Genomic DNA, 12,970 nt, shown 5'->3' on the forward strand with positions numbered 1-12,970 from the left:
GCGGCCCCGGATCCGCGAGCCGCGCGGGTCACACCTCCACCGGTCGTCGCCGGTTGCGGATACGGTGCAGGTATGGGGAACGACAGGTCGGGCACGGGGGCGGAGACGGTGAGCGGGCCCGGATACGCCCTGCTGCTCGCCGCCGGCCCGGTCGGCAAACAGCGACTGATGGACGCGGCCGCCGCGCTGCCCCAGCTCGCCGCCGTATCCCCGGCGGCGCTGCTGGGCACGCCCGGCGGCGCCAGTGTCGTCCAACTCGTGGACCCGGCCGACCCGCAGACCGTACTGACGCATCTGCGGACCGCCGCCGCGCACCCGGGCCCGGTGCTGGTTCATCTCGCGGGCCAGCTCACCCTTGACGCCAAACAACGGCTGCCGCACCTGGCGTTGGCCCGTACGACGCCGAGGACCGCCCGGTACACGGCGCTGCCCTGGCACTGGCTGGCCGCCGAACTCGGCCGGCGGCCGCCGGGCAGCACCGTCGTGGTCGCCGATCTGGTGGCCGACGAGACGGCCTGGCCACCGCTGAGCACCGCCGGCCCGTCCGCCCTCGCGGCCGGGCTGACCCTCTACGGCACGGTGGCACCCGCCCCGCCCAAGCGGCAGCTGGCGACGCCGGACTACAGCCGGGCGTTCGCCGGACTGCTGCGGGCCGCCGCCGAACGCCCACCACTCGCACTGCTCCACCAGCGCGCCGCCCTGGAGGCCGGGCTGGGCCCCGGCCCCGAACTCCTCCTGGACGGCACTGGGCCGGGCGAGGCGTACCCGGCCCCGGACGCCGCTTCTGGCGTGGATGCCGCCGCATGGGCCGGGCAGGCCGGGCAGGCCGGGCCGACCAGGGCCGCTGGACCGATCGGGCAGTCCATATCGGCTGGGCAGACCGGAGAGATCCGGCCGACCGGGCGGACCGGGGCAGCCGGGCAGGCCGGACCGAGCGAGGCCACCGGGTCGGCCGGACTGGCGGCGGCCTCGCCGCCGCCCATGCCGCCCGGCCCTCCAGAATCGTTCCGCCCCGCCGACCAACCACCGGCGCCCCCGGCGCTACGTGCCCCCGCGCCCCCGCCGCCCGGGTGGGCGCCCGTGACCGATCCGCTCGCCTCGACGCACGCGGCGATATTCGAGGCGGCCAACGCGGGGCGGCACAGCGAGGCGGCCTCGATGGCGGCCGCCTGGGAGCAGGAGGCGTTCCGGACGGCCGGTCCCCGGTCCGACGAGGCGATCCACTGGCTGGAGGTCCGCGCCGATCTCTCCCGTATCGCCGGAGACCCGGCCCGCGCCTGCGAGCTGTGGCTCGCGGTGGCCGACGCGCGGCTGGGCAACGGGGAACCGGCCGAGCACCCCGAGGTCGAGGGGGCCGTGGACCGGGCGCACCACCAGTGGCAGTTCGTGGCGGACCGGGTCAGGGCCGGTGCCCTCGCCCCGCTGCTGATCGAGCTGCGGGGCCGGGTGCCCGGCCGCAGACCCGGTGCGCTGGAGGCGGTCCGGCGCCGGGCCGAACTGCTCCGGGCCCCGGCCCGCACGCGCTGACCGCCGTCGATCCGGGACCGGAGACACCGGGACCGGAGACACCGGGCTCAGTGGTGGAACGCCTTGGCGACCTTCCCCATGGGCGCGGGCTGTGACCGCAGCTCCGGCAGCAGCGACCCCAGGTCGCCCAGGAAGAGATCGGCGAGGTCTTCCGAGAAGCCGTTGCGGCACACCACCCGCAGTACGGACAGGTCCTCCCGGTTGGGCGGGAAGGTGTACGCGGGCACCAGCCAGCCGCGTTCGCGCAGCCGCCGGGAGACGTCGTAGACGTCGAAGTCGCGGATCCCCTCCGCCGTGGTGAACGCGAACACCGGGAGCTGATCGCCGCGGCTGAGCATGGTGAAGTCCCCGAACGCCTCGATCCGCTCGGCGAGCGAGCGCGCCACATCGCGGGTCTGCTGCTGGACGGCGCGGTAGCCCTCCCGGCCCAGCCGTACGAAGGTGTAGTACTGGGCGGCCACCTGGGAGCCGGGACGGGAGAAGTTGAGCGAGAACGTGGGCATGTCGCCGCCGAGGTAGTCGACGCGGAAGACCAGTTCCTCGGGCAGCGCGTCCGTCGTACGCCACAGCGCCCAGCCCACCCCGGGGTAGACCAGGCCGTACTTGTGGCCCGAGGTGTTGATGGAGGCCACCCGGGGCAGCTGGAAGTCCCACAACAGGTCCGGGTCGAGGAACGGCGCGACCATCGCGCCCGAGGCGCCGTCCACATGCACCGGGATGTCCAGGCCCGTGCGCTCCTGGAGGTCGTCCAGCGCCCGGCACACCTCGGCGACGGGTTCGTAGGAGCCGTCGAAGGTGGAGCCGAGGACCGCGACGACCCCGATGGTGTTCTCGTCGCACAGCTCGGCGGCGGCCTGGGGATCGAGGTGGAACCGGTCGCCCTCCATGGGCACCTGCCGGGCCTCCACCTCCCAGAAGTCGCAGAACTTCTCCCAGCACACCTGGACATTGGTGCCCATGACCAGATTGGGGCGGGCGGTGGCCGGATAGCTCACCGGGTTCCGCTTGGCCCAGCGCCGCTTGAAGGCCATTCCGGCCAGCATGCACGCCTCGCTCGACCCCGTGGTGGAGCAGCCCACGACCGCGTCCGGGTCGGGGGCGTGCCACAGATGGCCGAGCATGGTCACGCACCGCCGCTCCAGTTCGGCGGTGCGCGGATACTCATCCTTGTCGATCATGTTCTTGGCGAAGCAGTCGGACATCAGCCTGCCCGCCTGCGGCTCCATCCACGTGGTGACGAACGTGGCGAGATTCTGGCGGGCGTTGCCGTCCAGCATCAGCTCGTCATGGACGAACTGATACGCCGTCGTGGGCGCCATCGGCCCGTCCGGGAGGCAGTGGCGCGGGGGTCTGCCGGTCATTCCGCTGACCGGATTGGCCTCGCCGTAGAGCGGATTGATGGAGAAGTCGGGGCTTTCGTCGAGGTCGCGTCGGCCGGGAGTGCCTTTGTGAAGTGCCACCTTCGTTAAATTAGGGGCATTTCACCGATAAACCCCGGACCCGCGCCGTGCCCCTACCCCGCGCTGCTCAGCGACAGCTTCGCCGCGAAGCCGAGGAACGCCGTGCCCGCGGCCGCCGAGAGCCCCGCCCGCAGCCGCCGGCGCCGCCGGAAGGTGGCCGCCAGATACGTACCGCTGAAGATCAGCACCGACAGATAGGTGATGCTGAACAGCTGCGCCCAGGCGCCCAGCGCCACGAAGGACAGCGCGGGATGGGCGTAGTCCGGATCCACGAACTGCACGAAGAAGGAGATGAAGAAGAGGATCGCCTTCGGGTTCAGCAGGCTGATGACCAGCGCCCGGCGGTACGGGCGCTCGCCCTCCGCGGATCCCATGGCCGTATCCCCGGCCCCGTCCGTGCCCCGCGCCTCCGCCGCGCTCCGAGCCGCCTCCGCGGTCCCCGGGCGGCGGCGCCACAGGGCCCGCGCCCCGCGTAGCATGCCCACCGCCAGCCAGGTCAGATAGCCCGCGCCCGCGAACTTGACCACCGCGAAGAGCACCGGGCTGGTGTGCAGCAGCGAGGCCACCCCGCCCGCCGACAGCGCCATCAGTACGGTGTCGCCGCACAGCACCCCGGCCGCTGCCCGATAGCCGGTACGCGGGCCGCGGCGGGCCGCGACCGACACCACGTACAGCGAATTGGGGCCCGGCAGCAGGATGATCAGCGCCAGACCGGCCAGATATGTCGAAAGATCGGTTATCCCCAGCACGATCGGCAGGATGACAGTGGTCCGCCGCGCCGCCCAGTCGGTTTCGCCATCCGGACTTGCACCTCACGCGACGTGAGGGAGCACCGTGGAACCCGTACCGAACGGAAAGAGAGCGGATTCGGCCATGAGCTATTCCGTGGGACAGGTGGCGAGCTTCGCCGGGGTCACGGTGCGCGCGCTGCACCACTACGACGAGATCGGGCTGTTGCGCCCCGGCGCCCGCAGCGCGGCCGGGCACCGGCGTTACGACGACGCCGACCTCGACCGGCTGCAGCGGATCCTGTTCTACCGGGAGCTCGGCTTTCCGCTCGAAGAGGTGGCGGTGCTGCTCGACGACCCGGACATCGATCCGCAGGCCCACCTGCGGCGCCAGCACCAGCTGTTGTCCGACCGGATCGAGCGGCTGCGGAAGATGGCCGCCGCCGTCGAACGAGCCATGGAGGCGCGGAAGATGGGCATCAATCTGACCCCCGAGGAGAAGTTCGAGGTCTTCGGGGACTTCGACCCGGACGAGCACCAGGAAGAGGTCGAGCAGCGCTGGGGGAACACCGAGGCGTACCAGGAGTCCCAGCGCAGGGCCGCCACGTACACCAAGGAGGACTGGAAGCGGATCCAGGAGGAGGCGGACGGACTCAGCAACCGGTTCGTCGCGCTGATGGGCGCGGGCACCCCGCCGACGTCGGAGGCGGCGATGGACCTCGCCGAGGAGCACCGGCAGGGGATCAGCCGGAACCACTACGAGTGCGGCCATGAGATGCACGCCTGCCTGGGCCGGATGTACGTCTCGGACCACCGCTTCACGGAGAACATCGACAAGGCCGGGCCGGGGCTGGCCGTCTACCTCCGGGACGCGATCCTCGCCAACGCCGAGCGGCACGGCTAGGGGGCGTCGGACGAAGCTTGGCGCCTGCGGCGGGCTGCTCCCCTCCCCGCCCCTTCCCTCAACTGGGGCTCCGCCCCAGACCCCGGGGTCCAGGGGCGGAGCCCTTGGTAGCGGGAAGGGGCGGGGAGGGGAAAGAAACGCGGGGCATCCCTGGGCGTCGCGACCAAGGGCGGGACTCCTGGGCGGAGGGAACCAAGGGCACGCACACGGCGTTGATAGCTTTGGGCGGCACACTGCGAAGAACACTCAGTCCGCCCCAACCCTGCGGCCGGGCCTCGCACGAGCCTGCATTCCTCGACCCAGGAGCCTCCCCCGTGAACACCCTCGCGCTCGGCCCTCAGTGGCTGGACCCGGACTATCTGATCGAGACCTTCGGTCTGCTCGGCGTCCTGGCCATCGTTTTCGCGGAGTCCGGCCTGCTCATCGGCTTCTTCCTGCCGGGCGACTCGCTGCTGTTCACCACCGGCCTGCTGGTGACCACCAATGTGATCAAGCAGGATCTGTGGCTGGTGTGTGTGGCCGTGGCGGTCGCCGCGATCCTCGGTGACCAGGCCGGATATCTCTTCGGCCGGAAGGTGGGGCCGTCGCTGTTCCGGCGCCCCGACTCCAAGCTCTTCAAACAGGAGAACGTGGAGAAGGCGCATGAGTTCTTCGAGAAGCACGGGCCCAAGTCGCTGATCCTGGCCCGCTTCGTGCCCATCGTGCGGACGTTCACGCCGATCATCGCGGGCGTGAGCCGGATGAACTACCGCTCGTTCATCATCTTCAACGTCATCGGCGGTGTGCTGTGGGGCACCGGCGTCACGCTGCTCGGCTCGGCGCTCGGGAAGGTCGACTTCGTGCATCAGCACATCGAGCTGATGCTGATCGCGATCGTGCTGCTGTCGATCATCCCGATCGGGATCGAGTTCCTCCGGGCGCGCGGCAAGGCGAAGAAGGAGGCCGCCGAGCAGCCGGAGCCGCAGGGCCCGGCCGCGGGCTCCCCCTCCCAGGGGCCGCGCGGGCGCCACGCCAAGCGCTGAGCGGGCCTTTCACCAGGCTTCACATCCCTCACACACCGCCCCCACTTCCCACCCGGCGGTCACCGCCCCGCACAATGGGCTCCGGTGGCCGCCGATGTTGCATCCTTGGCTGCTGGGAAACATACGGGGAGGGCTGGTGAGGAGCGAGAAGACGTGAGGTCGGACCGTCAGCAGACGCCGCGTGCCGTGAGCGCGGCGGAGACGGACACGGGGGAGCAGCAGAAGCCGCTGTCCGACGAGGCGCACAGCGCCTTCACCCCGCCCCTTGGCATACCCCTGCCGCCGCCGCCCGAGGACGAGCACCCGACATCGGAGTTCGCCGTCCCCGACGGACTGACGGCGGAAGCCCCCACCGAGCCCGAGTGCTCGGCGTTCGTGCCGCCCGCCGGGGTGAAGACCCCCTCGAACAACCAGACCACCGGCGGCTTCCCCGTCATCACCCCGCCGAACGGCATCCCCGTCGTCCGGCTGACCAAGGACACCCCCTGGCAGGACCGGATGCGCACGATGCTGCGCATGCCGATCAGCGAGCGTCCGACGCCCGAGCGCGTCGAGCGGCAGGACGAGACGGGCCCGGCCGTGCCGCGTGTGCTCGACCTCACCCTCCGCATCGCCGAGCTGCTGCTCGCGGGCGGTGAGGGGGCCGAGGACGTCGAGGCGGCGATGCTCGGCGTGGCGCACGCGTACGGGCTCGACCGCTGCGAGCCGACCGTCACCTTCACCCTGCTGTCGGTCAGCTACCAGCCCTCGCTGGTCGACGACCCGGTCACGGCCAGCCGGACCGTACGGCGCCGGGGCACCGACTACACCCGGCTGTCCGCGGTCTTCCGGCTCGTGGACGACATCACCTCGCGGGACGACTTCACGCTGGAGGAGGCGTATCGGCGGCTCGCCGAGATACGCCGTAACCGCCACCCCTACCCCGGCTGGGCACTCACCGTGGCCGGTGGCGGGCTGGCAGGCGCGGCGAGCATGCTGGTCGGCGGTGACTGGCCGGTCTTCTTCGCGGCGGCCCTCGGCGCGATGCTCGGCGACCGGCTGGCGTGGCTGGCCTCCGGGCGCGGGCTTCCGGAGTTCTACCAGTTCGTGGCCGCTGCGATGCCGCCCGCCGCGATCGGGGTGGCGCTCAGCCTCGCGAACTTCGGGGTTCAATCGTCCGCCGTGATCACCGGTGGGCTGTTCGCGCTGATCCCGGGGCGGGCGCTGGTGGCGGGTGTCCAGGACGGACTGACCGGCTACTACATCACCGCGGCGGCGCGCCTGCTGGAGGTCGGCTATCTGATCGTCGGCATCGTCTGCGGGGTGCTCACGGTGCTCTACGGGGGCCTTCAGCTCGACGCCAAGCTCAACCCGGAGGCGGCGCTGCGCCATGTGGAGCGGCCGTACATCCAGATCCTGGCGGCGATGCTGCTCGCGCTGACCTTCTGCATCCTGCTCCAGCAGGAACGTCACACCGTGCTGTTCGCCACGCTCAACGGCGGGGTCGCCTGGGTGGTCTACGGCGCGCTGGCCGACACCGCGGGCGTTCCGCCGGTGGCGGCCACGACCGTGGCCGCCGGGCTGGTCGGCCTCTTCGGCCAGCTGCTCTCGCGCTATCGATACGCCTCGGCGCTGCCGTACGTCACGGCGGCGATAGGCCCCCTGCTGCCCGGTAGCGCGACCTACTTCGGGCTGCTCGCGCTGGCCCAGGGCAACCTGGACCGCGGCATTCCACACCTCACCCAGGCGGCGGCACTGGCCCTGGCGATCGCCATAGGGGTGAACCTGGGAAGCGAGGCCGCGCGCCTCTTCCTGAAGATGCCCGGCACGGACGCCGACCCCTCCGGCCGCCGCGCCGCCAAGCGCACACGGGGCTTCTGACCGGGCCCGGGGCGTCGTCCCGGGCCCGGAGACCGCTGCCGCCCCGGCCCGGCCCGGAAACGCGGGAGGGCGGGGCATCCGTACGGTGCCCCGCCCTCCCGGCGTGATCAGGACTCAGTGGCCGCCGGCGGCCTCGAGACGCTTGATGGACGCCTCCACCTCGGCCTCGGCCTCGGCGCGGCCCACCCAGTTGGCCCCCTCGACCGACTTCCCCGGCTCCAGGTCCTTGTAGACCTCGAAGAAGTGCTGGATTTCCAGGCGGTCGAACTCTGAAACGTGGTGAATATCACGCAGGTGCTCCACCCGGGGGTCGGAGGCCGGTACGCAAAGCAGCTTGTCATCGCCGCCCGCCTCGTCGGTCATCCTGAACATGCCGATGGCACGGCACTTGATCAGGCAGCCGGGGAACGTCGGCTCGTCGAGAATGACCAGTGCGTCCAGCGGATCACCGTCCTCGCCGAGGGTGTTCTCGACGAAACCGTAGTCCGCGGGGTAGCTGGTCGACGTGAAGAGTCGCCGGTCAAGGCGGATGCGACCCGTCTCGTGGTCCACCTCGTACTTGTTCCGCGAACCCTTCGGGATCTCGATGGTGACGTCGAACTCCACGGGTGGCTCCTCCATGATCAACACATACGTCTGGTGATTAAGTGTCCCCCACGCAGGTGTGTGGTGGCGAAAGGGGCTGGTCGGTCGTGCCTGAAGCCCGATCGTGGCAGGTCAGGGAGTGGCTGAGCCACCGGCTGAGCCGTGGGCGACGCGAGTTGGACCGGATGCGCGGGCGTGGGCTGCGCGAGTGGAACCGCGTGCGCGCCCGGGTCCGGCGCGAATGGCGCGGTACGCCCCGCGAGCAGCAGCGGACCTGGCAGCTGGTGGCGGTCTCCGCCGCGACCGGCCTGGTCGTAGCCGTGGTGTCGGTGCTGGTGGCCGGCCCCTGGGACGGCGGCCGGCGGACGGCCGAACGCGCCCGCGCCGCCGAGGACGGTGCCCCGGGCGGGCGGCACGGTGGCCCGGAGCGGCCCGCGCCCAGCGCCTCGCCCGTCCTGGCGGCGCTCGGCGCGCGGCCCGCGCCCCGGTCGCCGGACAGCGGCGGCGACGCCGTGCCGCCGCCCACCGGGGCGGAGCTCGCCGACACGCTCGAACCGCTGCTGAAGGACCCCGCGTTGGGCGGTGAGCGCTCGGTGGCGGTGATGGACGTGACCACCGGTCAGCAGGTGTTCGGCGTCAAGGCGGGCACGGCCGCCATCCCCGCCTCCACGATCAAGCTCGCGACCGGTGCCGCGGCCCTCTCCGCCCTCGGCCCGGACCACCGCATCAGGACCAGCGTCGTGGCGGGCGCGGGAAAGAACGACATTGTGCTCGTCGGCGGCGGCGACCCGACGCTCACCGCGCGGGCCGTCAAGGGGGACGACCACCCCGCCGCACTCCGCCAGTTGGCCGATGACACCGCCCGCGCCCTGAAGAAGCGCGGTGCGGGCCCCTACCGGCTCGGCTACGACACCTCGCTCTACTCCGGGCCCGAGCTCCACACCATCGGCCCCAACGAGAACCTCTCGCCCGTCGTCCCCCTGATGGCCGACGAGGGCCGTAAGGACGACAGCGACCACGGCCCGGCCCCGCGCGCCGAGGACCCGGCCACCGACGCCGCCGGATCCTTCGCCGCGATGCTGCGCGACCGCGGCGTCGAGGTGAAGGACGAGCCCCGGGCCCGCGAGGCCGCCAAGGGCGCCCGTACGGTGGCCTCCGTCCGCTCCCAGCCGCTGTCCTCGCTCGTCGAGCGGATGCTGACCACCAGCGACAACGACATCGCCGAGGCCCTGGCCCGGCAGACCGCCCTCGCCGCGGGCGAGCCCGCGAGCTTCGAGGGCGGCGCGAAGGCCGTGACCCAGCGGCTGCGCAAGCTGGAGCTGCCCCTGGGCGGCGTCCGGATCGCGGACGGCAGCGGGCTCGACCGCGCCGACCACGTCTCCGCCGGGCTGCTCGCCCAGGTGCTGGTGCGCGCCGCCGACCGCGACCACCCCGAACTGCGGTCGCTGCTCACCGGGCTGCCGGTGGCCGGTTTCACCGGCACCCTGCGCACCCGCTACGCCCAGGACGCGGTCGGCCGCGGCGTGGTCCGCGCCAAGACCGGCACCCTCACCGGGGTCAACAGCCTCGCGGGCTCGGTCGTGGACGCGGACGGCCGGCTGCTGGTTTTCGCGTATCTGACCAACGGCACCACCGACGCCACCGGCGCCCAGCGCGCCCTGGACCGGATGGCCTCGGCCCTCGCCAACTGCGGCTGCCGCTGAGCGGAGGGGTGACCCGGACACCGGGCGGCCGCCTGTGCGGACCCCGGTGTCCTCCCGGATGCGGCGCGGGCCACGTACCGTGAAGCCATGACGAGCATCGGTGGTGTGGAGATGGTCGACTGGAATCTCGCGGTCGCGACCGCGACCCGGCTGGTGCGCCCAGGGCCCGAGGTGAGCCGCGAGGAGGCGCGCGCGGTCGTCGCGGAGCTGCGCCGACACGCCAAGTCCTCGGAGGAGCACGTCCGGGCCTTCACCCGGATGGCCGTCTCCGGCGGACCGGCCTCCGACACCCCCGTCCTCGTCGTGGACCGCGCGGGCTGGATCAGGGCGAACGTGGCGGGCTTCCGGCAGATCCTCAAACCGCTGCTCGGCAAGGTGCAGGACCGGCGCGGCGGACTGCCCGGCGGGGCGGTGCTGGGCGCGGTCGGCGGCAAGGTGACCGGGGTCGAGCTGGGGATGCTGCTGTCCTTCCTGGCCTCCCGGGTACTCGGCCAGTACGAGACCTTCGCGCCCTCGACCCGTGAGCTGCCCGGCTCCCCGGGCGGCGGCCGGCTGCTGCTGGTGGCGCCCAACATCGTCCATGTCGAGCGCGAACTCGACGTGGCCCCGCACGACTTCCGGCTGTGGGTCGCGCTGCACGAGGAGACCCATCGCACCCAGTTCACCGCCGTGCCCTGGCTGCGCGACCACATCGAGTCGGAGATCCAGGCGTTCCTCGGCGAGACCGACGTGGATCCGGCCACCCTGCTGGAGCGGGTCCGCGAGGCCGTCCAGTCGCTGAGCGGCGGCCGTCCCGCCGACGAGGGGGACGAGGCGGACGGGCGCGGCGCGCCCAGCATCATCGAGCTGGTCCAGACCCCGGCCCAGCGGGAGATCCTGGCCCGGCTGACCGCGGTGATGTCGCTGCTGGAGGGGCACGCCGACTACGTGATGGACGGGGTGGGGCCGGAGGTCGTGCCGTCCGTCGCGGAGATCCGGGAGAAGTTCCAGAAGCGCCGGGCGAGCGGCGCCGGCCGCCTCGACCAGGCGCTGCGCAAGCTGCTGGGGCTCGACGCCAAGCTGCGGCAGTACCGTGACGGGGAGCGGTTCGTACGGGCCGTGGTGAACCAGGTCGGCATGGACGGCTTCAACCGGGTGTGGACCTCGCCCAACACCCTTCCGACCAAGGCGGAGATCAGCAAACCCGCCGAGTGGGTCGCGCGGGTGCACCGCAAGGCGGAGTCCTAGAACCGGCACACCCCCGGCACACGTGGAAACGGACGAACGCCCCCTTTAATCACTCGTCCGAGGGACCGTTGGCGACGGGTAGGCGTGCGATGCTCGGGGAACAGCTCGCTTCTGTCACCATCGACATACGCAGCGTGACGAAAGGCTCGTACCGCTCGTACTCCTCGCACCCCCCGAGGCACCCCCTCGAATGACAGATGGGAAACGGACATGGGTCCCCATCCAGCGGTCGCCGCGATACGCCTCGCGGTCCGCCGCGTCCTCCACGACATTCTCGTCGCCCACTCGGCCGCGCCCTCGGCCACCTCGTCGCACTCCGCTCCCCCCTCCCCCTCTTCGGCGTCCGCCGCCCCCGGCCCCCGCGGCTCCGCCCCCCGGGACGACGCACCGCTCGTGCTCGCCGCCTGCTCGGGCGGCGCCGACTCCATGGCGCTCGCCTCCGCCCTCGCCTTCGAGGCCCCGCGGGCCGGGCTGCGCGCCGGCGGGGTCACCGTCGACCACGGTCTCCAGCAGGGGTCCGACGCCCGCGCCGCCGAGGTCACCGACCGGATGCGGGCCCTGGGCCTGGCGCCGGTCGAGGCGATCGGCGTGTCCGTCGGCCGGAGCGGCGGTCCCGAGGCCGCCGCCCGGGATGCCCGCTACACCGCGCTGGACGCCGCCGCCGAGCGCCACGGCGCCGCCGCCGTGCTGCTCGGCCACACCCGTGACGACCAGGCCGAGACGGTTCTGCTGGGCCTCGCCCGCGGCTCCGGCACCCGCTCGCTGTCCGGTATGGCCTGGGTCTCCGGCGCCGGCGGCCGCTACCGCCGCCCCTTCCTCCAGCTGGACCGGCACACCGTCCGTGAGGCGTGCCTGGCCCAGTCGCTGCCCGTCTGGGACGACCCGCACAACGTGGACCCCTCCTACACCCGCTCCCGGGTCCGCCATGAGGCGCTGCCCATCCTGGAGAAGGCGCTCGGCAAGGGCGTCGTGGAGGCGCTCGCCCGCACCGCCCAGCTCTCCCGTGACGACGCCGACGCCCTCGACGCCTGGGCCGCCCGCGCCGAGGCCGATGTGATGACCACCGCACCGGCGGCGGCCGGCGGTGCGCAGGCCGTGCACCTCGACACCCTCGGCCTGCACGGACTGCCCACCGCCGTCCGCCGCCGGGTGCTGCGCCGGGCGGCCATCGCCGCGGGCGCGCCCGCCGGTTCGCTCTTTGCCCGCCACATCGAAGAGGTGGACCGGCTGATCACCGGCTGGCGGGGGCAGCGGGCCATCAACCTCCCCGGCCGCGTCGAGGTCCGCCGGGAGGGTGGCAGACTGGTCATCCGGCAGGGCTGATCCGCCCGAGCCAGTTGAGCCGGTAGTCGAACGAGAGTGGCGCGGGTGGACGACAAGGACATGGGCACCGACCTCAAGTCGGTCCTCATCACCGAGGATGAGATCAACGCGAAGCTGGCCGAGCTGGCCGCCGCCATCGACGAGGAGTACGCGGACAAGGATCTGCTGATCGTCGGCGTGCTCAAGGGCGCGGTCATGGTGATGGCGGATCTGGCGCGCGCCCTCTCCACGCCCGTCACCATGGACTGGATGGCCGTGTCGTCCTACGGCGCGGGCACCCAGTCCTCCGGGGTGGTGCGTATCCTGAAGGACTTGGACACCGACATCAAGGGCAAACACGTCCTGATCGTCGAGGACATCATCGACTCCGGACTGACGCTGTCGTGGCTGCTGTCGAACCTGGGCTCGCGCGAGCCGGCCTCGCTGAACGTCTGCACCCTGCTGCGCAAGCCGGAGGCGGCCAAGGTCGCCATCGAGGTGAAGTGGGTCGGCTTCGACATTCCCAGTGAGTTCGTCGTCGGCTACGGCCTGGACTACGCCGAGAAGTACCGGAACCTTCGGTTCGTCGGCACCCTGGCTCCGCACGTCTACGGCGGCTGACGGGCGCCGCCGCCCCCCTGGGAACCTGGCG

At 72.3% G+C, this 12,970-nt stretch carries 11 protein-coding genes; 8 read left to right on the forward strand and 3 right to left on the reverse strand.

The genetic code is table 11. The annotated features are described in order from the left end of the window. Window positions 1–72 precede the first annotated feature (72 nt). The gene (locus J2Z30_RS31940; RefSeq protein ID WP_044573252.1) at window positions 73–1,527 is read left to right on the forward strand and encodes a hypothetical protein; all 1,455 of its coding nucleotides are present in this window, start codon (window positions 73–75) and stop codon (window positions 1,525–1,527) included. A 47-nt stretch (window positions 1,528–1,574) separates the two neighbouring features. Here J2Z30_RS31940 and gad read toward each other — a convergent pair whose 3' ends face one another. Beyond that, window positions 1,575–2,987 (reverse strand): glutamate decarboxylase, encoded by a 1,413-nt coding sequence (gad, locus tag J2Z30_RS31945; RefSeq protein WP_044573256.1) that lies wholly within the window; start codon window positions 2,985–2,987, stop codon window positions 1,575–1,577. A gap of 53 nt (window positions 2,988–3,040) precedes the next feature. Continuing rightward, window positions 3,041–3,736, reverse strand: coding sequence for a leucine efflux protein LeuE (gene leuE / locus J2Z30_RS31950; protein ID WP_044573259.1), 696 nt, complete (start codon window positions 3,734–3,736; stop codon window positions 3,041–3,043). Window positions 3,737–3,860: 124 nt separating this feature from the next. Between leuE and J2Z30_RS31955 the strand changes: the two genes are divergently transcribed. The 3 genes from J2Z30_RS31955 (at window position 3,861) to J2Z30_RS31965 (ending at window position 7,501) form a co-directional block, all read left to right on the forward strand. Beyond that, window positions 3,861–4,619 carry a MerR family transcriptional regulator gene (locus tag J2Z30_RS31955; RefSeq protein ID WP_044573261.1) on the forward strand — a complete coding sequence of 253 codons (759 nt, stop codon included), beginning with the start codon at window positions 3,861–3,863 and terminating at the stop codon, window positions 4,617–4,619. A 314-nt stretch (window positions 4,620–4,933) separates the two neighbouring features. Continuing rightward, complete coding sequence (locus J2Z30_RS31960) at window positions 4,934–5,641, forward strand: DedA family protein (protein WP_044573263.1); 708 nt, start codon at window positions 4,934–4,936, stop codon at window positions 5,639–5,641. A gap of 153 nt (window positions 5,642–5,794) precedes the next feature. Then, a complete protein-coding gene (locus J2Z30_RS31965) occupies window positions 5,795–7,501 on the forward strand; it encodes a threonine/serine exporter family protein (protein ID WP_044573266.1) in 1,707 nt (568 codons plus the stop codon). A 114-nt stretch (window positions 7,502–7,615) separates the two neighbouring features. On the opposite strand, the gene J2Z30_RS31970 is transcribed toward J2Z30_RS31965, so the two are convergent. Further along, a complete protein-coding gene (locus J2Z30_RS31970) occupies window positions 7,616–8,107 on the reverse strand; it encodes an inorganic diphosphatase (RefSeq protein ID WP_014061662.1) in 492 nt (163 codons plus the stop codon). Between the two features lie 86 nt (window positions 8,108–8,193). Between J2Z30_RS31970 and dacB the strand changes: the two genes are divergently transcribed. From dacB to hpt, 4 genes are all read left to right on the forward strand, one after another. Further along, window positions 8,194–9,789: a D-alanyl-D-alanine carboxypeptidase/D-alanyl-D-alanine endopeptidase gene (dacB, locus tag J2Z30_RS31975; RefSeq protein WP_052701480.1), complete on the forward strand. Its 1,596-nt coding sequence runs from the start codon at window positions 8,194–8,196 to the stop codon at window positions 9,787–9,789. A gap of 87 nt (window positions 9,790–9,876) precedes the next feature. After that, window positions 9,877–11,016 (forward strand): Rv3626c family coenzyme F420 biosynthesis-associated protein, encoded by a 1,140-nt coding sequence (locus J2Z30_RS31980; RefSeq protein ID WP_044573275.1) that lies wholly within the window; start codon window positions 9,877–9,879, stop codon window positions 11,014–11,016. Between the two features lie 210 nt (window positions 11,017–11,226). Continuing rightward, window positions 11,227–12,339 carry a tRNA lysidine(34) synthetase TilS gene (gene tilS / locus J2Z30_RS31985; RefSeq protein ID WP_044573277.1) on the forward strand — a complete coding sequence of 371 codons (1,113 nt, stop codon included), beginning with the start codon at window positions 11,227–11,229 and terminating at the stop codon, window positions 12,337–12,339. Window positions 12,340–12,399: 60 nt separating this feature from the next. Further along, a complete protein-coding gene (gene hpt / locus J2Z30_RS31990; protein ID WP_044581741.1) occupies window positions 12,400–12,939 on the forward strand; it encodes a hypoxanthine phosphoribosyltransferase in 540 nt (179 codons plus the stop codon). Window positions 12,940–12,970: the final 31 nt, after the last annotated feature.

Source organism: Streptomyces iranensis, from assembly GCF_017874715.1.
GTDB classification, from domain to species: Bacteria; Actinomycetota; Actinomycetes; order Streptomycetales; family Streptomycetaceae; genus Streptomyces; species Streptomyces iranensis.